Here is a 19,693-nt window from a genome sequence, read left to right on the forward strand (position 1 = left end):
GTCTGCGAGATGAGTGTTTGAATGAGCATATCTTCGGCAATCTCTCCGAAGCCCGAAAGATCATCGAAAACTGGAGGATCGATTACAACACACAGCGACCACACACATCGCTTGGCGGGCTGACCCCAGCCGTTTACGCCAATCTCAACCGTGCAACCCGGCCTGCTTCGCTTGAGCTACGCAAGGGCTCCGCTCAGCAGGCCTTGACCGCAACCTAATCACAAGAAAGAAACAGGAACGGATTCTACATCCAAACGGCCCGGATCAAGGGGCTGGGTCATTCCCAATCCACCGTTCGATTGTTCACCTTGATTGAACCCACATCATGTTCACCGCCAGCTTCCACACTTTTGTCGCCCGCATCCCCGGCGAGTTGTTTCATGATGGCGTCAACGGTTGCTCTTCCTAGAAGATGTATCCCCATGGAGATCATGACTACCCCACCTTCACCTGTCTTTCGAAAATGATCGTTCAAAACTTGGTTCTTCTGAGTGGGCGACATGTCTGGTGTCAATTTGACATGCGAAAAGATTTTGCTGTCCGTCATGGAAAGCTCCTGTGCTTTTGAGATTTTTGATTGTTGTGATGGCGTACAGGCGGGCACAGCTTCGCTTTTCGTAGCGTAGCAGTTCAAACTATATGTGCTCTGTTGGAAGTTGTACGCGACAGCCAATTGCCGCTCTGTACATAGTTAGTGTACCAAAAACTCTTTCAAATGTCAAAAAACACCAAAATAACAATGTCTTGCGAGTTCATTGAAAGAGGGAATCCGCACATTCAACGAAACGGTTTTCTACACGTTTCTACGTCAATCTATGCCGCGTGGTTGCTAGGTGGTTGCTGTAGGCGTGAGAAATTCTCGCCTATTCTTGCTAACCCTTTGAAAAAAGTGGTGAGCCGTGCAGGATTCGAACCTGCGACCCACTGATTAAAAGTCAGTTGCTCTACCAACTGAGCTAACGGCCCACTCTTTTGTTGGATCTTGTCGATCCGTGGCGCTCTTTACGGCAATTTCCCGACCGGGTTCAAGCCCTTAATTTGCGCCTCGTTTCGCTGAAACAACCTGTGTTTCCGGCGACCCGATAGGCGGCCTACTTAGGCAGGTGGCGCAGGGGGGTCAACCCCTTTTTTCACGATTCGACGCGACAGGGTGGATTCATGTTCCGACCGACGCTATATCGCCGCCATGCAACAGAAACTCGATACCGGATTGCCCTTTGTTAAGATGCATGGGCTGGGAAATGACTTCGTCATCGTTGACGCGCGTACGAAGGATGTTTCGATTACCCCGGCACTGGCCCGAGGAATCGGGCATCGGCATTTTGGTGTGGGATTCGATCAGCTGGCCGTAATCGAAAACGGTGCGGCGGACGCGCATCTGGTGTTTTACAATTCGGATGGATCAACTTCGGCGGCGTGTGGCAACGCCACAAGATGCATCGCACGAATGTTGATGGATGAGACGGGCAAATCCCAGCTGACGTTGACAACCGAACGTGGAACACTTTTTGCACTGGACGCAGGTGATGGGCTGACCTCGGTCAATATGGGTCTTCCTCAGTTGGAATGGCACGAAATTCCGCTGGCTGAAGAGATGGACACGCTGGAACTGCCAATCGAGGGCGCCCCGACAGCGACGGGTATGGGCAATCCGCACTGCACGTTCTTTGTTGAAAACGCCGAGGCGATACCGTTGGCCGAGTTCGGCGCGCGCTATGAACACCATCCTTTGTATCCTGCTCGCACCAATGTGCAGGTGGCTCAGGTCGTGGGTCCGGATCACATCCGCATGCGGGTGTGGGAACGGGGCGTGGGCATCACCCTGGCATCAGGGTCGTCATCCTGTGCAACTGCGGTGGCTGCGGCGCGGCGTGGGCTGACGGGGCGAAAGGTGCAGATTGATCTTGATGGGGGAACCCTTTGGGTTGACTGGCGCGAGGATGGTGTCTGGATGACCGGGTCAACCTGTCACGTCTTCTCGGGCACGTTGTCGCCCGAGTTCTTAGGGACGCTGGGATGAACCCGCCTAAATTCACCACATTGGGTTGCCGCCTGAACGCCTATGAAACCGAGGCGATGAAAGAGCTGTCGCAACAAGCCGGACTGACGGATGCCGTGGTGATAAACACCTGTGCCGTCACGGCTGAGGCTGTGCGCAAAGCGCGACAGGAGATTCGGAAACTGCGTCGTGAAAATCCGAACGCCCGGCTGATTGTTACCGGGTGCGCCGCTCAGACAGAACCCGACACCTTTGCGCAGATGGCCGAGGTTGATGCGGTGATCGGCAACACGGAAAAGATGCGGCCAGAAACCTGGAAAGGCATGGCCGCCGACTTTATCGGCGAGACCGAGACCGTTCAGGTCGATGACATCATGTCTGTCACCGAAACGGCCGGGCACCTGATCGACGGGTTCGGCACACGCTCACGCGCTTATGTGCAGGTCCAGAACGGGTGCGACCATCGCTGCACCTTCTGCATCATTCCCTACGGCCGGGGCAATTCGCGCAGCGTGCCTGCCGGTGTTGTGGTGGATCAGATCAAGCGGCTGGTGAATCGGGGCTATCATGAGGTGGTGCTGACTGGCGTTGACCTAACCTCATGGGGGGCCGATCTGCCTGTGCAGCCCAAACTGGGCGATCTGGTGATGCGCATCCTGAAGCTAGTGCCGGATTTGGCTCGCCTGCGGATCAGTTCGATCGACTCGATCGAAGTGGACGAGAATCTGATGCAGGCCATCGCAACCGAACAACGCCTGATGCCGCATCTGCACCTGTCGCTTCAGCATGGCGACGATCTGATCCTGAAGCGCATGAAACGCCGCCACCTGCGCGACGATGCCATTCGATTTACCGAAGAGGCCCGGAAACTGCGCCCCGACATGACCTTTGGTGCCGACATCATCGCAGGTTTCCCGACCGAGACCGAAGCGCATTTCGAGAACTCGCTGAAACTGGTTACCGATTGCGATCTGACCTGGCTGCATGTCTTCCCATATTCGAAACGCGAAGGCACCCCAGCAGCCCGTATCCCGCAGCAGGTGAACGGCAATGTAATCAAGGATCGCGCAGCCCGTCTGCGTGCGGCTGGGGACGTTCAGGTCAAGAAACACCTGTCAGAACAGATCGGCAAAACCCACCGGATCCTGATGGAGAACCCGCATATGGGGCGGACGGAACAATTTACCGAAGTTACGTTCAATGCACCCCAGCCCGAAGGTCAGATCGTAACCGCCCGAGCCATTGGGGCGAATGATCACAGTTTGGTTGTCTGAAGTTCCTCAGCCTCACCTTCTGCGGCAAGCAATTCTTCCATGAATACGCTTATCAGCTGCGCACGCCCGTCAACCCCGGCTTTGGCATAGATCGAGGCGGTCTGCGCGCGCACAGTTCCTACGGCCCGCCCCCGGATGCGCGCGATGTTTTCGTTATCCAGCCCTTTCAGAACCAAGAGCCCCACGTCACGCTCGGCGGTGGTAAGTCCCCAACGGTCGAAGAACGTGTTGATGACGACGTTCATTTCACCCTGCGCGGCCTGTAGGCCAAGCTTGGTCTGTTCCACCCTTGCCAGCAGGCTTCGAAGTTCAATCATGAAAAAGACAATTCCGGCAAGCAGAACAAATGCGACAAAAGCCTCAAGACTTACATGAGAAGGCCCCTCGCCTTCCTTCAAATCCAGAGCGACGTCGCCAAGGTAAAACACTACGCAAAGTACCTGAACAACGATCATTATCGACATAAGTACAGCCCGGTGAGCGTCTGCATCGCCGGGCCGCCAATGGCTGCTGATCCATTTGATCATTTGGTTGACCAATCCTCAGGTATATTCTTCCGCCCTGTTATCATAGCTTTTGCCAAAGCGACACCTGTTCGCCTCTGATCAATGACAACCCCGGCAACATGCAGCAGAACAGACAGCATCAGCCAGTTGAAGGCCAGTTCGTGCAGGTCTTCGACCCATTCGATGCCAAAGAACCGAACCGTCCCCATCATGATCCCTGTCACACACAAAGCCAGCAGTGTCGCCCAGAGGTTATAGACCATAAGGGCCCCCAAAGGGTTGTGTGAAAGGTGCACGCTTTGGTCACCCCGCCCCATGTCGCGCAGGTGGTTGAGTGCCGAACGGGGGCTGAAAGGGAAGGCTGCAAACCTGGCAAAAGCCGGACCCGTTAACCCCCAAAGCAACCGCAACAAGACCAAAGCCAGCACGACATAGCCCACATATTCGTGGAACGCGCCCTCGGGATTAGAAATCGCCGCGTTGATCAGAACGCACAAGGCTACGACCCAGTGAACCAACCGGACCAAAGGATCCCAAACCTGAACTTCGTGGGCGCCTGTGCGCCCACGAAGGGAGAATTGTGTTTCAGACATTCCGGTTACTGGTCCTCAATCTTGACGACTTTGCCGCTTGCGGGGTCGACGTAAACCTCGGCCAGTTGACCATCCTTGACGACATAGGCTTCGATCTTGCCGTCTTCCGTCTCGATTTTGCGGACATCGAATCCCATGCCCGTCAGCGTTTGCCGAATTTCGGCTTCGGACTTTCCAAGCTCGGCATCGGGTGCGAGATCCAGTGCCAATACCGGCGTTGCAAATAGAATTGAGGCAAAAAGAATAGGAAGTTTCATTGTCGTGACTCCGTGTTTCAGACAAACGGCAGTTGATCAGCCGTTGTGGCTGATGTGCGCCTGTGAAGCTGTCCAATCCATTGACCCGGCGCTTATTTCGGTCAAATAAGCGCGCGCTGATGGAGGTTTGGAAAAAGAAAACCCCCGCAACCTGACGGCGCGGGGGCTGATTTAGTAAGATCCGGTAGGACGGATCGGATCAATCTTCCTTGCGGAGTTTGCCCTTGTGCGGCGCCCAGAGGCGCTTGTTGACCAGGTACAGCAGCACCGACAGAACGGTCAGGAAGATGACACCGACAAAGCCTGCGTTCTTACGGTCTGTCAGCTTTGGCTCGGCCGCCCACATCAGGAATGCGGCAACATCCTCGGCCATATGCTCGACCGTGTTCGAGTGCCCGTCCGCAAACTCGACCTGCTCGTCAGCCAGCGGAGGCGCCATCGAAATCCAGCCGCCGGGGAAGGCCTTGTTTTCGTAGAGGACAGTTCCAGCCTCTTCCTTCTCTTTACCGGTGTAGCCGTCCAGCAGTGAAGCGATGTATTCAGCACCGCCCATGCCTTTGACCAGCTGATTGATGCCAGTACCTTTCGGACCATGGAAGCCCGCACGGGCTTTTGCCATCAGGCTCAGGTCCGGTGCACCGACGCCGGTATTGGCCGGGAAGTGGTCGGTCGGAATCGCCGGGCGGAAATCGTCCAGCTCGGGGTCGAACACTTCGAAGTTGCCCGCTGCATAAGCGATCACTTCTTCTTCCGAATAGCCCAGCGCTTCCAGATCGCGCAGGGGCACATATTTCAGGCCGTGGCAGGCCGCGCAGACCTCGGTATAGATCTGAAGGCCGCGTTGCAGCTGGTGCTTGTCCCAGGTGCCGAAGGGGCCTTCGAACGAGAAGGCGAAATCTTCGATATGCTGTTCACCGCCACCTGCCGCGAAGGTCGAGGCGGGCGCAAGGGCCAGAGCAAACGCGGCGCCGATTGCAAGTTTCTTGAACATGTTTCCGGTCCCTCTTCTTACTCGGCCGGCGTGGCGTCGGCGTCAGCCTTGCCATAATGCGCGTTGAAGTCTTCTTCGATGGTCTCGGGCTGTGCCAGAGGTTTCTCGATCACACCGAGGATCGGCAGGATCACGAAGAAATAGGCGAACCAGTAGGCGGACGCGATCAACGACCAGGTCGCATAGGGCTCTTCCGCGGGCATCGCACCCAGCCACATCAGGGCAAAAAAGTCGATGATCAGCAGGTAGAACCACCATTTGAACATCGGACGGTACTTGCCCGAACGCACGCTCGAGGTGTCCAGCCAGGGCGCCAAGGCCATGGCCAGGATCGCGCCAAACATCGCCAGAACACCAAAGAACTTGGCGTCAACGATGCCACCGGTGATGAAGCTGGCGAACTGAACGACCCAGACTTCGCCGGTAAAGGCACGCAGGATCGCGTAGAACGGTAGGAAGTACCATTCAGGCACAATGTGAGCAGGCGTAACCAGCGGGTTGGCTTCGATATAGTTGTCCGGGTGACCCAGATAGTTCGGCATGAAACCGACAACAGCCCAGAACACGACCAGGATCACGGCCAGCGCGAACAGGTCCTTGATCACGAAATACGGCCAGAACGGCAGCGTGTCTTTCTTCGCCTCGTCCTTCGAGCCGCGACGTACTTCAACTCCTGTGGGGTTGTTGTTGCCCGTGGTGTGGAAGGCCCAGATGTGCACCACGACCAAAGCCGCGATGATGAACGGCAGCAGATAGTGCAGCGAGAAGAAGCGGTTCAGCGTGGCGTTGTCCACCGCGGGTCCGCCCAGCAGCCAGGTCTGGATCGCGTCACCCACAAACGGAATGGCACCGAACAGACCGGTGATCACAGTCGCACCCCAGAAGGACATCTGACCCCATGGCAGAACATAGCCCATGAAGGCGGTGCCCATCATCATCAGGTAGATCAGCATACCGACGATCCACGTGATCTCGCGCGGGGCTTTGTATGAGCCATAGAACAAGCCGCGGAAGATGTGGATGTAGACCGCAACAAAGAACAGCGATGCGCCATTCATGTGCAGGTAGCGGATGAAGTAACCGCCATTTACGTTGCGCATGATGTGTTCGATGCTGGCAAATGCCATGTCGACATGCGGCGTATAGTGCATCACCAGAATGATACCGGTGACAATTTGCAGCGCCAGGCAGAACGCCAGAACGATGCCCCAGATCCACCACCAGTTCAGGTTCTTGGGGGTCGGGATCATGAGGGTGTCATACAGCAGGCCAACAATCGGCAGGCGGCTGTTCAGCCATTTCTCGCCGTTTGTCTTCGGCTCGTAATGATCGTGGGGAATTCCGGACATAAGTTTGGGTCTCCCTTAGCCGAGTTTGATTGTGCCGTTGTCCACCCACTCTGCGGGCGGAATGGGCAGGTTCTCAGGCGCGGGGCCTTTGCGGATACGACCGGCAAGGTCGTAGTGTGAACCGTGGCAAGGGCAGAACCAGCCACCGAAGTCGCCTGCATCACCCAGAGGCACACAGCCGAGGTGGGTGCAAACACCCATCTGGACGACCCATGCACCCGGCGCTTCGCCTTCCGGCGACGGCATCACACGGTTTGCGTCGGTCGCAGGGGCATCGGCGCTCAGGTTAAAGTTGCGGGCCAGCGGATCGGGCAGCGCATCAACACCTTCGGCGTCCTGTTTCTGAGCTTCCTGAATCTCGGCACCGGTGCGGTGACGGACAAAGACGGGTTTTCCCAACCATTTGACGGTCAGCTGCGTACCCGGCTCAACACCGCTCACATCCACACGGATCGAGGACAGCGCCTGAACGTCTGCCGATGGGTTCATTTGGTTGATCAGGGGCCATACGGCTGCACCCGTTGCAACGACACCTGCGCCGCCAGCGACGTAGTACAGGAAATCTCTGCGGGTGCCTTCGTGGTCTTCTGCGTGGGACACGAGGTTATCTCCGATTGTCTGGCGCCCGCGGACGGGCAAATAGCTCGCGCACCGCACGAATGCGGTGTCTTAACCGCGCTTACTATCGGGGAGAATAGTGTTCGTCCAGCGTTCATAAACGCGCAATACGCCGCATGTGTCGTTTCCAGCAGCTGCGGAGAGTGTTTTTTGGTGAATCTCACGTGCGACTTTGTCGGCAACTTCGATTCATGCGTCATTGATTCGCTTTCGCACCCCGCCTTCCGCCACCCGGGTTGGGTATTTGAAGCCTGTCCTGGGTGCCGATGATTTGCGCCCAAAAGGTACATAATCAAGACTTCGAAACGGGGATTGTTTTCAGCAAAAACATACTCGCTAAATAGATGATTTAAATTACAAATTGCACGCGCCTCACCTGTTGCACTTTCCGCGCGAATAAAGGACAGCGCAAAAGGCGTGCGAACTCCTGCAAGGAGACCCCAATGTCAAAGATCATTCTGGCCGCTGCCTTGTGCACAATGGCCCTGCCCTCTCAGACCCTTGCCGCGGGCGACCCCGCGAAAGGTGAGGCGATATATAACCGTTGTTCTTCGTGTCATGCGATCATCAAGGATGGTGAAGTTCTGGTCAAAGGTGGAATCACCGGCCCGAATCTGTATGGCGTCGTCGGTCGCGTGGCCGGGTCCGAAAACGATTATCGCTATGGCAGCGAGCGCCTGCCGATCGGCATGTTCACGGATGACATGATCCGTGCCGGCGAAGCGGGTCTGGTCTGGACCGAGGAAAACATCGTTGCTTATGCGCAGGATCCGATCGGCTTCATCAAGGAATTTCTGGATGACGAAACTGCCCGTCCGAACATGAGCGTCAAACTCAAGACCGGTGCAGACGATATCGCCGCTTATCTGGCGACCTTCAGCCCCCAGTAAACCCGACGCCTGATGCTGGTTAAGCCTTGTGCATCAAGGCGGCCAGCCGGGCGATTTCACTGCCAAAGCCAGAGGACACCTGATCAGCGGCAGCATTTCGCGCACCTTCGGGTTTGTTTTGACCAAGCTTCCACGTGCCCTGAATATCTTCAACCTGCATGCGGCACGAAACGATCATGCGCATCATCTTGTTCAGCGCGTCCGAGGACATTTTTGCCGTGACCCATGGGGCCTTGGGCAGCAGCCGCTTTTCGTAGAATGCAGATTGGCGGTCAAGTACGTCACGCAACTCGTCCTGCGGGCGTAGCTCAAGCTTCCCGATCAGGTGTACGGCGACATAATTCCATGTCGGAACCTGATCTTCGACACCGTACCAATCGGGCGAAATATATGCATCCGGCCCCTGCACCGCGATCTTTGCGCGCTGCGGTTCGTGCAGCGCACGCACGACAGGGTTCGAGCGCACAAGATGCAGGTCAGCCATTGATCCGTCTTCGGACAGTAGAAACGGGACGTGGCTTAATAACGGCGCTTCTTCCGCAGAGAGTGCCAGAACGCCAAACGCCCGGTCGCGGGCGAATTCAACATGCCGGGCTCGATCCTCGGCGCGGAAAGCGGGGTTAGGGTGCATGAATGTCCTCCTGTCAAATCTCTTGCAGCGTCGGACAGTTCTTGGCAAGGTCCGCCTCGTTCTCAGGGCGGGGTGGAATTCCCCACCGGCGGTATGCGGGCCACGACCCGTAAGCCCGCGAGCGGCCCCGGTTTACGGGGTGTCAGCAGATCTGGTGAGACGCCAGAGCCGACGGTCAAAGTCCGGATGAAAGAGAACGTGCAAGCCGCGCCGGTGAACCGGCGCGCCTGCTCGTGATCGCCTTGGGTGACGTGTCATGCCGGGCTGGCAGCGAAAAGTGGGAACCGGTTCTCGCGACTGCCAGCAGGCCACCAAACTGAAAGGAGATCATGATGACACACACCCGCTATGCTTTTGTCAAAGCCAACTGGCATTCCGATATTGTTGACCGCGCGCTCGACGGCTTCTTCGAACTCGTCCCCTCGGAACAAGTCGATGTCTACGACGTTCCCGGCGCGTTCGAGATGCCCCTGCTGGCCCGTGATCTGGCCCGGACCGGGCGCTATGCCGCCGTCGCCTGCGCTGCCTTTGTCGTTGATGGCGGCATCTACAGGCACGATTTCGTTGCGCAGGCCGTGGTCGATGGCCTGATGCGCGCCGGGCTTGATACAGGGGTTCCTGTCCTGTCGGTCTCGCTGACCCCGCACCAATATCAGGAAACCGATCATCACAATGCGATCTACCGCACCCATTTTGTACATAAAGGGCGCGAAGCTGCTCAGGCTGCGCTGATGATCTCGGAAACCCGTGCGAAAGTCGCGCAGGCCGCCTGATCTTCATCTTTTCGAAAATACTCAAAAATGCGCCGCCCGACGGGCGGCGTTCAAACCGTCAACGGCCAAATCCGCTTGAGGCCAGGGGCCTTGCCCGCTAATCACGATCCGCAAAGGAGCACGCCCCATGTCGATGAACAGCTTTGGCCATCTTTTCCGCGTCACCACCTGGGGTGAAAGCCATGGGCCCGCCTTGGGCGCCACTGTCGACGGTTGCCCGCCGGGCGTTGCGATTGACGAGGCGATGATCCAGCACTGGCTGGACAAGCGCAAACCGGGGCAAAACAAGTTCACAACGCAGCGGCGCGAACCGGATCAGGTCAAGATCCTTTCTGGCGTGTTCGAAGGCCAAACTACAGGCACGCCCGTGCAACTGATGATCGAAAACACCGATCAGCGCTCGAAAGACTACGGCGATATCATGGACAAGTTCCGCCCGGGGCACGCCGATATCACCTACTGGCAGAAATACGGCATCCGCGATTATCGCGGGGGTGGGCGCAGTTCAGCCCGGGAAACCGCGTCGCGCGTGGCCGCGGGTGGACTGGCGCGCGAGGCCATCCGGCAGATCGCGCCGAATGTGCAGATCACCGGCTACATGACCCAGATCGGTCCGCACAAGATCGACCGCGCCAAATTCGACTGGGCGCAGATTGAACAGAACCCGTTCTGGACGCCTGATGAACAGGCGGCTGGGGATTGGGCCACCTATCTGGATGACCTGCGCAAATCCGGCAACTCGGTCGGTGCCGTGGTCGAGGTTGTGGCACGCGGTGTCCCGGCAGGGCTTGGGGCGCCGATATACGCCAAGTTGGACACAGATCTTGCCGCCGCGATGATGTCGATCAACGCCGTTAAAGGCGTCGAAATCGGCGAAGGCATGGCTGCCGCCGAACTGACTGGTGAAGCCAATGCAGACGAAATCTTCATGGGTCAGAATGGTCCGCAATACAGCTCAAACCACGCAGGTGGGATTCTGGGCGGCATCTCGACCGGGCAGGACATTGTCGTGCGCTTTGCGGTCAAACCGACCTCTTCGATTCTGACCACCCGCAAGACCATTACAAAATCCGGTGAAGAGACCGAGATCATCACCAAGGGCCGTCATGACCCCTGTGTTGGCATCCGCGCTGTCCCTGTCGGTGAAGCGATGATGGCCTGTGTCATCCTGGACCACCTGCTGTTGCACCGTGGTCAGATCGGAGAAAACCGTGGACGGATCGGCTGATCTGCGCGCGCGTTTGCGTACTATTGTCGCGCAACGCATGGAAACTGACCCGGCCCATGACCTGGCCCATCTGGATCGTGTTTGGACCAATGCTCAGGCCATTGCAGACGCTCAGGCGGACATGCCCGTCCTGTTGGCAGCCTGTTATCTTCATGATCTGGTCAACCTACCCAAGAATGACCCGAACCGACTGTTTGCCTCACGCCAGTCAGCGGTTGAATCAGGGCCTATTCTGGCAAAACTGGGCTTTTCCGACGATCAGGTTCAGGCCGCGCAACATGCGATAGCGGCCCATAGCTTTTCGGCCAACATCCCGCCTGAAACGCTTGAGGCCCGGATTCTGCGGGATGCGGATCGCCTTGACGCCTTGGGGGCCATCGGGATTGCGCGCACATTTTCTGTATCGGGTGCTTTGGGTCGTGTCCTTTATGATCCGGCTGACCCATTCGCAGAGGCGCGCCCGCTGGACGATCTGCGGTATTCGATTGATCACTGGAAGGTCAAACTGCTGACCCTGCCGGACGATATGCTGACGGATGCCGGCAAGCAGATTGCGCAGGCGAGGGCGGGCCGGATGTTTCAGTTCCTTGAGGATTTTGCAGCGGAAATCGGCGCATCGATCCCAAACTCGTGGACCATCACCTGATCCACCCCGTTGATCTTTTTTCTGCAAAGGCGCAGGGTCGCGCCGATGACAAAACCCTTAACATCGCATCGACCTTTGCTGGCTGTGGCGCTGAAGCTTGGCGCGCTGTTCCTTTTCACGTCGATGTCGGCGCTGGTCAAAGCCTTATCTGACGAGTTCCCGCCGGGCCAACTGGTGTTCTTCCGGTCCCTGTTTGCTATTCCGGTCATCATTCTGTGGCTGATCGCGCGCCGAGAGCTTGCGCAAGGCTTTGTCGTCAAGAAACCCATGGGTCATTTCTGGCGCGGTGTTCTGGGCACCAGCGCCATGGGGCTGACATTCACCGGCCTTAGCCTGCTGCCGCTGCCCGAAGTCACTGCAATCGGTTACGCCACACCGATTTTCACCCTGATTTTGGCCGCAGTGATGCTGGGCGAGCGCATCCGCATGATTCGCATCGGTGCCGTGGCACTTGGGTTGTTGGGCGTGATGATCATGATCTGGCCCCGACTTGGCACCACTCAGATGGAAACGGCTGCGACCATCGGGGCGCTGTGTGTACTGGGTGCGACCTTTGCCCGGGCCTTCGTGCAGATCCACATCCGACAACTGGTCAAGGTCGATCACCCTGCTGCAATCGTGTTCTATTTCTCGCTGACAGCGACGCTGCTATCAGCCCTGACGGCCATCTGGGGATGGACAATGCCAACTCTGACTCAGGCTCTAATACTGATCACCATGGGGTTAATTGGCGGAGTAGCGCAGATTTTGGTCACGTCCTCGTATCGCTTTGGACAGGCATCGATGCTGGCACCTTATGACTATGCAACAATGCTCTTTGCGATTGTGATCGGTTATTTCGTGTTTGATGAATTGCCTACCGTTGCGATCCTGATCGGGGCCGCATTGGTGATCGCAGGCAATGTTGTTGTGATCTGGCGCGAACACCAGCTTGGGCTGGAGCGTGGCAAGGCGCGTTCTGTCACGGACCCCAAAGCGTGACTTTACCTTTTGCATTCTTTCCCTAGGTTGGGCCGGACAATCAAAGAGGTTCCCCAATGAGCGACGCGCAGGATCACAAGGAAAAGATGCAAAAGGTGCAGGCCCAGCACCGCAAGAAGGTGTCCGAGGCTGTTGATCCCGAACGCGGCCTTGTTCTGATCAATACCGGGAAGGGCAAAGGTAAGTCATCTGCGGCCTTTGGCGTTGTCATCCGCGCGCTTGGTTGGGGTCAGAAGGTTGCCGTGGTTCAGTTCATCAAGGGCAAGTGGAAAACCGGCGAGCGTCGTTTCTTCGAAGAACGTGATCTGGTCACCTGGCACACGATGGGTGAGGGGTTTACCTGGGATACACAAAACCGCGAACGCGACATTGCAGCCGCCAATGCCGCCTTCGACAAGGCTTGCGCCCTTATGGCAAGTGGCGAATACGATCTGGTGGTTCTGGACGAGATCAACATCGCGCTTCGCTATGAATATCTCTCGGTCGAGCAGGTGATAGACGGGCTGAACGCGCGTTCGGACAAGACGAGTGTGTTCCTGACGGGCCGCGACGCGCCGCAGGCGTTACGTGATTATGCAGATCTGGTCACCGAAATGACCGAAGAAAAGCATCCGTTCCAGGCGGGAATCAAAGCCCAGCGCGGGGTGGATTTCTGAACCTTGCAACAGCGCAGCCTAAACTGCTGCGCTGCTATCCTCTGCCGCTTCGCACAGTTTCAAAGATATATCGCAACGACTTGCGTTGATGGGCTGTGCCTTGTGTGCGGGCTTCTTCAGCGGTTGCTGTGTCCCGGTTCTGGCGGTCGGCATAGGCGCAATAGTCGCCTTCGCAACAATTGCACCCGCACGCAACCAGCGCATCATGCCGGGCCATGATTTCGTCAAGCGTGTCTGTCATCTGTGACCTCACCCCGCGCTGGGATAAATCTGACGAATTCAGTCAGCTTTTTCAAGTAAATTCACCCGACCGGTCGATGCGCTTCTCTGCTCTGAGCCGCCGATTTCCAAAACAGGCAGCTCAGCTTTTTCGGTTGTATTTGGACAAAGTTGCCAGTGCTGAGGCACAGTGCTCAGGCAGCGACTTCCTGCTCGGGCGCGCTGAGCGAGATGACGAGAACCACAGCCGCACCGTTCAGCCAGTAGAACGCCGCATCCAATCCTGAAAACCCCAGTACACTGGGTGCAAACAGAAAGGTGATGCCGACAATCAGGTCCACGGCCAGGTGAAATTTGTAGGGTAGAACGCGCCAAATTCCCAAATGATGGTCGGTCAGAACCGTCAGGACAAAGGCGGCGACGCCGGTGACTACCGAAAACCACAGCGCCAGCGGGTTGGATTGACCCAATTCCAGCAGGAATGGCAGTGTCATCAGGGCAATGGCAACCGGGTAGTCCAGATACGCGTGGACAGAGCGGGTAACGAAACGCAGGGACATAAGATTTTCCTCTTTTCAATCAGTGATGAAAGAAAGATAGAAAGCCTGACCCGAACGCTGAATTCTCGATCGTTTCAAAAATCTTGCAGATCGTACAGAATTCTTGGCGCTTTAGTGCATGGACCTGTATGCGGCTGGTGACAAGCCGACCTGCTTCTTGAAAACACGGGAGAACGCGGCCTCAGAGGCATATCCAACTTCGGCTGCTGCATCTGCGACGTTCCATCGTGCCTCTGTAAGGCCATGGCACGCAATCTGCATGCGCCAGTCGGTGAGGTATTGCATCGGCGTCGTGCCCATCTTCTGGGCAAACAACTGAGAGAAGGCTGTGCGCGACATGCCGGATTCGCGTGCCAGTGCCGCAACGCTCCAGTCTTGCGCTGGCGCTTGGTGGAACGCCGTCAAAGCGCGTGAGATGCGCGTATCCGCAAAGCCCGCAAGGGCGGTGTCCTGCGGGCTTTGCCGTTCCAGATAGGTTCGGATCGCCTGCGCAAACAGAACTTCGGACAGCTTCAGGGCAATCAGATCGCCGCCAATACGGGCTCCGGTCACTTCGGATCCGATCATACGCAGGGTCGATTCCATCCACGATCCGGCCTCTTCACCATAATTCTCGATCAGGATGTAGGGCGGTAGGCGGTCGATCAGCATATGCCCGGTGCCTTTTCGCCCTGCTTGGCCGGTGAAAGAAAAATGACCGCAGATCAGTTGCGTGTCCCGGTCCTCGTCTGCACCGCCATAGACAAGGACGCCATCGCCCTTGTAGCCGGCAATCTCAAGAACCTGTTCCAGAGGAAGCGCATCCGGTGGCCTGACCTCGGCACACAACAACGCATGTGGCGCCCCATGAGGGATCAGGATCAGATCCCCCTGTCGCAGCCTCAACGTTTCTCCGGTGGATGAGACATGGACCTTGAGCTCACCCCGTTGAACAAAATGAAACCGCGCGACGTTTTCGAATTCCGGCACCTGAATACCAAATGGTGGTGTGAACGAGGTGCGGAAGTAGAACGTGCCACGCAGGGACAGACGGGTGAGAATATCGCTGAGAAGGTCCAACATGCGGTGAAGATACGGGAACTGATCCGATCGTCCAGATCACGGAACGCTTTGCACGACAATTTGCACGATCTGCAACAAAAAACCCCGCCGAAGCGGGGTTTTGCTAGTTATTACGAGCGGACCAGCTTTTCGTAATCTTCTGCGATTTCGCGGGTCAGGTCGCCGACTTCGAAAGTGTAATCGCCGATTTGCCCGACCGGAGTGACCTCGGCCGCGGTTCCGGTCAGCCAGCACTGTTCGAAATCAGCCATTTCTTCGGGCTTGATGCGCCGCTCATGCACAGTGATGCCTTTATCCTTCAGCATCTGTATGACGGTCTGGCGGGTGATGCCGTTCAGGAAGCAATCCGCCAGTGGGGTGTGAACCTCTCCACCCTTGACGAAGAACACGTTGGCACCTGTTGCTTCGGCCACGTAACCACGCCAGTCCATGAACAGCGCGTCCGAGCATCCCTTGGCTTCGGCCTTGTGCTTGGAAATGGTGCAGATCATGTAGAGGCCCGCCGCCTTGGCGTGAACCGGGATGGTTTCCGGGCTGGGGCGTTTCCATTCGGCGATGTCCAGTTTTGCGCCTTGCATCTTGGCGTCGCCGTAGTAGGCGCCCCAGGGCCAGACCGCGATGGCCATCCGTACCGGGTTGCGGGCCGACGCCACACCCATGTCTTCGCCAGACCCGCGCCAGACCAATGCGCGGACATAGGCATCCTGAAGGCCACTGGCTTTCAGGGTCTCTTCCTTGGCCGCTTCAATCTGATCGACGGTGTAAGGCATCGGCATGTCCAGCGCCTCGGCGCTGGCGATAAGACGTTCGGAATGTTCGCGGCTTTTGAAGATCTTGCCGTTGTAAGCGCGCTCCCCCTCGAACACGGATGAGGCATAGTGCATTGCGTGGGTCAGAATATGCACATTGGCATCGCGCCAGGGCACCAGCTTACCATCCATCCAGATGACACCGTCACGATCATCATACCCCGCCATGCGAAACCTCCTGAACCGGGTTAAATTTCCGATTGTTGCGCTACTTAGGTCCGATGTGGACACAATGTTGCGCAAAAACTGCGATTCGATACCGCTCTGCCCTTGGAATGTCAATAACGCTGACATAAAGTCAAACCCGAGTAACGAATGAGGCATGATATGTCCGAAATCCGCCCAGCCCCGCGATATGGGGGTGAGAGCCTGTTGTTTTTGACGGATGAACAGTTGCGGCAGGGGATCGAGGCCATGTTCTTCGCCTATCGCGGCTTTACCGCGGATCCTGATCGTATCCTGTCCGAGATGGCCTATGGCCGCGCCCATCACCGTGCGATCCATTTTATAAACCGTGCGCCGGGAACTACGGTGAACAACTTGCTGGCGATCCTCGGGGTGACAAAACAGTCTCTGAACAGGGTTCTTCGGACATTGATCGAGGATGGTCTGGTGGAAAGCCGGGTCGGAACCGTGGACAAACGCGAACGGCACCTATTTCTGACGGAAAAGGGCGAAACGTTGGAGGCCACGTTGTCAGATGCGCAACGAACAAGAATGCGCGCGGCTTTCAAGGATGCCGGTCCCGAAGCTGTGGCAGGGTTTCGCAAAGTGCTTGAAGCAATGATGGATGCTGATATGCGTCATGCCTATACGAAATTGCGGGATACGAGTTCATGAGCGAAATGGATGCCCATCTGCTGATTGTTGATGATGACGAACGCATTCGCGATCTGCTCAAGAAATTCCTGATGCGAAACGGGTTTCTGGTGACAGCAGCACGGGATGCGGCTCATGCGCGGCGGGTTCTGTCGGGATTGGATTTCGACATGATCGTCATGGATGTGATGATGCCGGGCGAAGATGGCGTCAGTCTGACCAGATCACTGCGTGACACCCATACGACACCGATCCTGTTGCTGACCGCCAAGGGCGAGACCGAGCATCGGATTGCGGGGCTTGAAGCCGGGGCGGATGATTATCTCGCCAAACCTTTCGAGCCGAAAGAGCTGTTGCTGCGGATCAATGCGATCCTGCGTCGAATGCCGGAAACCCCGGCCGAAGAAACAGCGGCGAAGATCCTGCATCTCGGCCCCATCCGGTATGACATTGAACGTGGTGAGATGTGGCAGGGCGAAATGCCGGTCCGCCTGACCGCGACCGAAAGCCAGTTGATGAAAATATTCTCGGCCCAACCCGGCGAGCCGATCAGCCGTGCAAAACTGGTCGAAGATCTGGGCCGGGACAAAGGTCAGGCACAGGAACGTGCCGTGGACGTGCAGATAACCCGCCTGCGCCGGAAGATCGAACAGGACCCGAAACAGCCCCGGTATCTGCAGACAGTCCGGGGCGCGGGCTATATGCTGGCGCCCGATTGAATGGGCCGCTGCGCGGCGATTAATGCCTTCGGCGAGGATATTTTTAGCCAGATGAAGATGGGATCCCGATGAAAACCGCCCTTTTGACACATGCCGATTGCCTTGGACATGTCACACCCCAGGGTCATCCGGAACAGGTGGCGCGGCTGGAGCATATCCTGCACGCGCTGGAAGGGCTGGATCTTAAGCGCGTGACCGCTCCGCTGGCGGCAGACGATGATTTGCTGCGTGTTCATCCCGAAAACCATATCCGCGACATCAGATCGTCGCGCCCTTCTGACGGGTTTGCGCAAATTGACGGGGACACCTTCATGTCACCGGGTTCACTTGATGCGGCCTATCGCGCGGCGGGTGCGGCGGTGCGGGCCGTTGATCTGGTTTTGGGCGGTGAAGCGTCGAACGCCTTTTGTGCCATTCGCCCACCGGGGCACCATGCCGAAGCCGAGAAAGCCATGGGGTTCTGCCTGTTTGGCAACGCGGCGCTTGCTGCGAAACACGCACTGGATTACCACGGGCTGAAGCGGGTCGCAGTGGTCGATTTCGACGTTCATCATGGCAACGGCACGCAGGACCTGCTGTGGGATGAAGATCGGGCCCTTGTGATCACAAGCCAGCAGATGCCTTTATGGCCCGGATCCGGCCGCCCGGACGAGGCAGGCGCTTACGATAACGTTCTGAACATCCCGCTGGCCCCGGGCACCGGCGGGCCTGAGATGCGTTCCGCCTATGAAACGCAGGCCTTTCCGCGCTTGCGGGCGTTCCGGCCGGAACTGGTCATCATATCAGCCGGGTTCGATGCGCATCAGGACGATCCGCTGGCCAACCTGAACTGGTCGACCGGTGATTTCGCCTGGATCACGGCAGAGCTGTGCGGGATTGCCGATGAGGTGTGTCAGGGCCGTATCGTCTCGACTCTGGAGGGCGGGTATGATCTGAACGCACTGGCCGAGGCGACACGCGCCCATGTGGAAGAACTGATGAAGGTAGCACGATGACCGATACCCCAGTTGAGCAGATGACATTCGAGCAGGCCATGAAAGAGCTTGAGACCGTGGTTGGTCAGCTTGAGCGCGGCGACGTGGCGCTGGATCAGTCGATTGCGCTTTATGAACGCGGGGCCGCTTTGAAAAAGCGTTGCGAGGACGAGTTGAAGCGGGCCGAGGAAAAAGTGGCCGCGATCACTCTGGACGCGAATGGTCAACCGACCGGGACAACACCTGTCGAAGGTCAGTAAATGTTTCAGGAAAGACTGGCGCAGGACGCGGCGCGCCTTCAGGTTCATTTTGACCTGATTTTGGGTGCGCTGGACGATCTGGATGTGACGCGGGCAATGGCCTATGCCACCCGTGGCGGTAAACGGCTGCGCGGGTTTCTGGTTCTGGAAAGTGCGCGCCTGCACCAAATCAACGAGCCCCGCGCGATCTGGCCCGCGACCGCGATCGAGGCCCTGCACGCCTATTCGCTGGTTCACGACGATCTGCCCTGCATGGATGACGACGATCTGCGGCGCGGACGTCCCACGGTTCATGTGAAATGGGATGAAGGCACGGCTGTACTTGCCGGAGACGCGCTGCAGACGCTGGCCTTTGAGCTGTGCTCCCGGCCCGAGGTTGGAGATGCAGAAGTTCGCGCGGATTTGGCGCTGACACTGGCCAGGGCAAGCGGTGCGCAAGGTATGGTTTTGGGGCAGGCGCTTGATATCGCGGCGGAAACCGCTTCTGAGCCTCTGACGCTGAATGCGATAACACGGCTTCAGGGCGGCAAAACGGGCGCTTTGATCGAATGGTCCGCCTGTGCGGGTGCGCGTCTGGCAAAAGCGGATCCAGAGCCCTTGCGCCAATATGCCCGAGCCCTTGGTCTTGCTTTTCAGATTGCAGACGACATCCTTGATGTTGAAGGTGATGCTGCAAAGGCAGGCAAACGTCTTCAGAAAGATGCGGATGCGGGAAAGGCCACTTTCGTATCGCTTCTGGGTTTGGATACTGCCAGAACCCGCGCCAGTGAACTTGTTGATCAGGCCTGTGCCGCACTGGACGGGTATGGCCCGACGGCAGAAACCTTGAAGGAAGCCGCTCGCTTCGTTATTGCCCGGGACAGCTAAGCCAGGAACGCG

At 57.4% G+C, this 19,693-nt stretch carries 26 protein-coding genes, 1 tRNA gene and 1 riboswitch; of the genes, 14 read left to right on the forward strand and 13 right to left on the reverse strand.

What is annotated here, in order from left to right; translation table 11 throughout:
• A partial coding sequence (locus AC2FND_RS10735; RefSeq protein WP_496769653.1) for an integrase core domain-containing protein occupies positions 1 to 218 on the forward strand: 218 nt, incomplete at its 5' end.
• A 59-nt stretch (positions 219 to 277) separates the two neighbouring features.
• On the opposite strand, the gene AC2FND_RS10740 is transcribed toward AC2FND_RS10735, so the two are convergent.
• Together AC2FND_RS10740 and AC2FND_RS10745 are read right to left on the reverse strand one after the other, a co-directional pair.
• Positions 278 to 547 (reverse strand): hypothetical protein, encoded by a 270-nt coding sequence (locus AC2FND_RS10740; RefSeq protein ID WP_496769654.1) that lies wholly within the window; start codon positions 545 to 547, stop codon positions 278 to 280.
• 343 nt (positions 548 to 890) lie between these two features.
• Positions 891 to 966 (reverse strand) — tRNA-Lys (locus AC2FND_RS10745).
• 220 nt (positions 967 to 1,186) lie between these two features.
• Here AC2FND_RS10745 and dapF point away from each other — a divergent pair.
• Together dapF and mtaB are read left to right on the forward strand one after the other, a co-directional pair.
• Positions 1,187 to 2,020 carry a diaminopimelate epimerase gene (gene dapF, locus AC2FND_RS10750; protein ID WP_496769655.1) on the forward strand — a complete coding sequence of 278 codons (834 nt, stop codon included), beginning with the start codon at positions 1,187 to 1,189 and terminating at the stop codon, positions 2,018 to 2,020.
• Positions 2,017 to 3,273, forward strand: coding sequence for a tRNA (N(6)-L-threonylcarbamoyladenosine(37)-C(2))-methylthiotransferase MtaB (gene mtaB, locus AC2FND_RS10755; protein WP_496769657.1), 1,257 nt, complete (start codon positions 2,017 to 2,019; stop codon positions 3,271 to 3,273). Before dapF ends, mtaB begins: the two co-directional genes overlap by 4 nt.
• Here the strand turns inward: mtaB and AC2FND_RS10760 are convergent.
• The 6 genes from AC2FND_RS10760 to petA form a co-directional block, all read right to left on the reverse strand.
• Positions 3,255 to 3,800, reverse strand: coding sequence for a helix-turn-helix transcriptional regulator (locus tag AC2FND_RS10760; RefSeq protein WP_496769659.1), 546 nt, complete (start codon positions 3,798 to 3,800; stop codon positions 3,255 to 3,257). The genes mtaB and AC2FND_RS10760 overlap by 19 nt on opposite strands.
• Positions 3,797 to 4,372, reverse strand: a complete 576-nt coding sequence (locus AC2FND_RS10765; RefSeq protein WP_496769660.1) for a cytochrome b/b6 domain-containing protein — start codon at positions 4,370 to 4,372, stop codon at positions 3,797 to 3,799. The genes AC2FND_RS10760 and AC2FND_RS10765 overlap by 4 nt, the downstream gene beginning before the upstream one ends.
• Positions 4,373 to 4,377: 5 nt before the next feature.
• A complete protein-coding gene (locus AC2FND_RS10770) occupies positions 4,378 to 4,629 on the reverse strand; it encodes a PepSY domain-containing protein (protein ID WP_480772960.1) in 252 nt (83 codons plus the stop codon).
• A 199-nt stretch (positions 4,630 to 4,828) separates the two neighbouring features.
• Complete coding sequence (locus AC2FND_RS10775) at positions 4,829 to 5,620, reverse strand: cytochrome c1 (RefSeq protein ID WP_496769662.1); 792 nt, start codon at positions 5,618 to 5,620, stop codon at positions 4,829 to 4,831.
• Between the two features lie 17 nt (positions 5,621 to 5,637).
• A complete protein-coding gene (gene petB / locus AC2FND_RS10780; protein ID WP_496769664.1) occupies positions 5,638 to 6,969 on the reverse strand; it encodes a cytochrome b in 1,332 nt (443 codons plus the stop codon).
• 15 nt (positions 6,970 to 6,984) lie between these two features.
• The gene (petA, locus tag AC2FND_RS10785; protein WP_267363183.1) at positions 6,985 to 7,569 is read right to left on the reverse strand and encodes a ubiquinol-cytochrome c reductase iron-sulfur subunit; all 585 of its coding nucleotides are present in this window, start codon (positions 7,567 to 7,569) and stop codon (positions 6,985 to 6,987) included.
• A gap of 461 nt (positions 7,570 to 8,030) precedes the next feature.
• Between petA and AC2FND_RS10790 the strand changes: the two genes are divergently transcribed.
• Complete coding sequence (locus tag AC2FND_RS10790; protein WP_480482769.1) at positions 8,031 to 8,477, forward strand: c-type cytochrome; 447 nt, start codon at positions 8,031 to 8,033, stop codon at positions 8,475 to 8,477.
• Between the two features lie 19 nt (positions 8,478 to 8,496).
• Here the strand turns inward: AC2FND_RS10790 and AC2FND_RS10795 are convergent, their stop codons facing one another.
• Positions 8,497 to 9,108, reverse strand: a complete 612-nt coding sequence (locus AC2FND_RS10795) for an FMN-binding negative transcriptional regulator (protein ID WP_496769666.1) — start codon at positions 9,106 to 9,108, stop codon at positions 8,497 to 8,499.
• A gap of 54 nt (positions 9,109 to 9,162) precedes the next feature.
• A riboswitch (FMN riboswitch) is annotated at positions 9,163 to 9,310 on the forward strand.
• 130 nt (positions 9,311 to 9,440) lie between these two features.
• On the opposite strand from AC2FND_RS10795, the gene AC2FND_RS10800 reads away from it, so the two are divergent.
• The 5 genes from AC2FND_RS10800 (at position 9,441) to cobO (ending at position 13,392) form a co-directional block, all read left to right on the forward strand.
• The gene (locus tag AC2FND_RS10800) at positions 9,441 to 9,881 is read left to right on the forward strand and encodes a 6,7-dimethyl-8-ribityllumazine synthase (RefSeq protein WP_496769668.1); all 441 of its coding nucleotides are present in this window, start codon (positions 9,441 to 9,443) and stop codon (positions 9,879 to 9,881) included.
• Positions 9,882 to 10,008: 127 nt separating this feature from the next.
• Positions 10,009 to 11,109, forward strand: coding sequence for a chorismate synthase (aroC, locus tag AC2FND_RS10805; protein WP_496769670.1), 1,101 nt, complete (start codon positions 10,009 to 10,011; stop codon positions 11,107 to 11,109).
• Positions 11,093 to 11,755, forward strand: coding sequence for an HD domain-containing protein (locus tag AC2FND_RS10810; protein WP_496769671.1), 663 nt, complete (start codon positions 11,093 to 11,095; stop codon positions 11,753 to 11,755). Before aroC ends, AC2FND_RS10810 begins: the two co-directional genes overlap by 17 nt.
• A 45-nt stretch (positions 11,756 to 11,800) precedes the next feature.
• Complete coding sequence (locus AC2FND_RS10815) at positions 11,801 to 12,736, forward strand: DMT family transporter (RefSeq protein WP_267363174.1); 936 nt, start codon at positions 11,801 to 11,803, stop codon at positions 12,734 to 12,736.
• A 56-nt stretch (positions 12,737 to 12,792) separates the two neighbouring features.
• Positions 12,793 to 13,392, forward strand: a complete 600-nt coding sequence (gene cobO / locus AC2FND_RS10820; protein ID WP_496769673.1) for a cob(I)yrinic acid a,c-diamide adenosyltransferase — start codon at positions 12,793 to 12,795, stop codon at positions 13,390 to 13,392.
• A 34-nt stretch (positions 13,393 to 13,426) separates the two neighbouring features.
• On the opposite strand, the gene AC2FND_RS10825 is transcribed toward cobO, so the two are convergent.
• The 4 genes from AC2FND_RS10825 to AC2FND_RS10840 all read right to left on the reverse strand — a co-directional run bounded on the left by AC2FND_RS10825 (position 13,427) and on the right by AC2FND_RS10840 (position 16,210).
• On the reverse strand, positions 13,427 to 13,633 hold the full coding sequence (locus AC2FND_RS10825; protein WP_267363171.1) for a hypothetical protein: 207 nt from the start codon (positions 13,631 to 13,633) through the stop codon (positions 13,427 to 13,429).
• A gap of 172 nt (positions 13,634 to 13,805) precedes the next feature.
• Positions 13,806 to 14,171: an SPW repeat domain-containing protein gene (locus AC2FND_RS10830; protein WP_209598923.1), complete on the reverse strand. Its 366-nt coding sequence runs from the start codon at positions 14,169 to 14,171 to the stop codon at positions 13,806 to 13,808.
• A gap of 111 nt (positions 14,172 to 14,282) precedes the next feature.
• Positions 14,283 to 15,233 (reverse strand): AraC family transcriptional regulator, encoded by a 951-nt coding sequence (locus tag AC2FND_RS10835; RefSeq protein ID WP_496769676.1) that lies wholly within the window; start codon positions 15,231 to 15,233, stop codon positions 14,283 to 14,285.
• 110 nt (positions 15,234 to 15,343) lie between these two features.
• Positions 15,344 to 16,210 (reverse strand): branched-chain amino acid aminotransferase, encoded by an 867-nt coding sequence (locus AC2FND_RS10840; protein ID WP_496769678.1) that lies wholly within the window; start codon positions 16,208 to 16,210, stop codon positions 15,344 to 15,346.
• 159 nt (positions 16,211 to 16,369) lie between these two features.
• Between AC2FND_RS10840 and AC2FND_RS10845 the strand changes: the two genes are divergently transcribed.
• From AC2FND_RS10845 to AC2FND_RS10865, 5 genes are all read left to right on the forward strand, one after another.
• A complete protein-coding gene (locus AC2FND_RS10845; RefSeq protein ID WP_209598920.1) occupies positions 16,370 to 16,882 on the forward strand; it encodes a MarR family winged helix-turn-helix transcriptional regulator in 513 nt (170 codons plus the stop codon).
• On the forward strand, positions 16,879 to 17,580 hold the full coding sequence (locus AC2FND_RS10850; protein WP_209506983.1) for a response regulator: 702 nt from the start codon (positions 16,879 to 16,881) through the stop codon (positions 17,578 to 17,580). Before AC2FND_RS10845 ends, AC2FND_RS10850 begins: the two co-directional genes overlap by 4 nt.
• A 68-nt stretch (positions 17,581 to 17,648) precedes the next feature.
• Positions 17,649 to 18,575, forward strand: coding sequence for a histone deacetylase family protein (locus AC2FND_RS10855; RefSeq protein WP_496769680.1), 927 nt, complete (start codon positions 17,649 to 17,651; stop codon positions 18,573 to 18,575).
• Positions 18,572 to 18,814, forward strand: coding sequence for an exodeoxyribonuclease VII small subunit (locus tag AC2FND_RS10860; RefSeq protein WP_267363166.1), 243 nt, complete (start codon positions 18,572 to 18,574; stop codon positions 18,812 to 18,814). Before AC2FND_RS10855 ends, AC2FND_RS10860 begins: the two co-directional genes overlap by 4 nt.
• Positions 18,815 to 19,681 (forward strand): polyprenyl synthetase family protein, encoded by an 867-nt coding sequence (locus AC2FND_RS10865; protein ID WP_496769681.1) that lies wholly within the window; start codon positions 18,815 to 18,817, stop codon positions 19,679 to 19,681.
• Positions 19,682 to 19,693 lie beyond the last annotated feature (12 nt).

Source organism: Ruegeria sp. BHSB056, from assembly GCF_059613305.1.

What these genes read in the sequence shown, in the direction of transcription:
- AC2FND_RS10740 (WP_496769654.1), bottom strand. Translation starts at nt 547, where the DNA reads ATGACGGACAGCAAAATCTTTTCGCATGTCAAATTGACACCAGACATG.
- dapF (WP_496769655.1), top strand. Translation starts at nt 1,187, where the DNA reads ATGCAACAGAAACTCGATACCGGATTGCCCTTTGTTAAGATGCATGGG.
- mtaB (WP_496769657.1), top strand. Translation starts at nt 2,017, where the DNA reads ATGAACCCGCCTAAATTCACCACATTGGGTTGCCGCCTGAACGCCTAT.
- AC2FND_RS10760 (WP_496769659.1), bottom strand. Translation starts at nt 3,800, where the DNA reads ATGATCAAATGGATCAGCAGCCATTGGCGGCCCGGCGATGCAGACGCT.
- AC2FND_RS10765 (WP_496769660.1), bottom strand. Translation starts at nt 4,372, where the DNA reads ATGTCTGAAACACAATTCTCCCTTCGTGGGCGCACAGGCGCCCACGAA.
- AC2FND_RS10770 (WP_480772960.1), bottom strand. Translation starts at nt 4,629, where the DNA reads ATGAAACTTCCTATTCTTTTTGCCTCAATTCTATTTGCAACGCCGGTA.
- AC2FND_RS10775 (WP_496769662.1), bottom strand. Translation starts at nt 5,620, where the DNA reads ATGTTCAAGAAACTTGCAATCGGCGCCGCGTTTGCTCTGGCCCTTGCG.
- petB (WP_496769664.1), bottom strand. Translation starts at nt 6,969, where the DNA reads ATGTCCGGAATTCCCCACGATCATTACGAGCCGAAGACAAACGGCGAG.
- AC2FND_RS10790 (WP_480482769.1), top strand. Translation starts at nt 8,031, where the DNA reads ATGTCAAAGATCATTCTGGCCGCTGCCTTGTGCACAATGGCCCTGCCC.
- AC2FND_RS10795 (WP_496769666.1), bottom strand. Translation starts at nt 9,108, where the DNA reads ATGCACCCTAACCCCGCTTTCCGCGCCGAGGATCGAGCCCGGCATGTT.
- AC2FND_RS10800 (WP_496769668.1), top strand. Translation starts at nt 9,441, where the DNA reads ATGACACACACCCGCTATGCTTTTGTCAAAGCCAACTGGCATTCCGAT.
- aroC (WP_496769670.1), top strand. Translation starts at nt 10,009, where the DNA reads ATGTCGATGAACAGCTTTGGCCATCTTTTCCGCGTCACCACCTGGGGT.
- AC2FND_RS10815 (WP_267363174.1), top strand. Translation starts at nt 11,801, where the DNA reads ATGACAAAACCCTTAACATCGCATCGACCTTTGCTGGCTGTGGCGCTG.
- cobO (WP_496769673.1), top strand. Translation starts at nt 12,793, where the DNA reads ATGAGCGACGCGCAGGATCACAAGGAAAAGATGCAAAAGGTGCAGGCC.
- AC2FND_RS10825 (WP_267363171.1), bottom strand. Translation starts at nt 13,633, where the DNA reads ATGACAGACACGCTTGACGAAATCATGGCCCGGCATGATGCGCTGGTT.
- AC2FND_RS10830 (WP_209598923.1), bottom strand. Translation starts at nt 14,171, where the DNA reads ATGTCCCTGCGTTTCGTTACCCGCTCTGTCCACGCGTATCTGGACTAC.
- AC2FND_RS10835 (WP_496769676.1), bottom strand. Translation starts at nt 15,233, where the DNA reads ATGTTGGACCTTCTCAGCGATATTCTCACCCGTCTGTCCCTGCGTGGC.
- AC2FND_RS10840 (WP_496769678.1), bottom strand. Translation starts at nt 16,210, where the DNA reads ATGGCGGGGTATGATGATCGTGACGGTGTCATCTGGATGGATGGTAAG.
- AC2FND_RS10845 (WP_209598920.1), top strand. Translation starts at nt 16,370, where the DNA reads ATGTCCGAAATCCGCCCAGCCCCGCGATATGGGGGTGAGAGCCTGTTG.
- AC2FND_RS10850 (WP_209506983.1), top strand. Translation starts at nt 16,879, where the DNA reads ATGAGCGAAATGGATGCCCATCTGCTGATTGTTGATGATGACGAACGC.
- AC2FND_RS10855 (WP_496769680.1), top strand. Translation starts at nt 17,649, where the DNA reads ATGAAAACCGCCCTTTTGACACATGCCGATTGCCTTGGACATGTCACA.
- AC2FND_RS10860 (WP_267363166.1), top strand. Translation starts at nt 18,572, where the DNA reads ATGACCGATACCCCAGTTGAGCAGATGACATTCGAGCAGGCCATGAAA.
- AC2FND_RS10865 (WP_496769681.1), top strand. Translation starts at nt 18,815, where the DNA reads ATGTTTCAGGAAAGACTGGCGCAGGACGCGGCGCGCCTTCAGGTTCAT.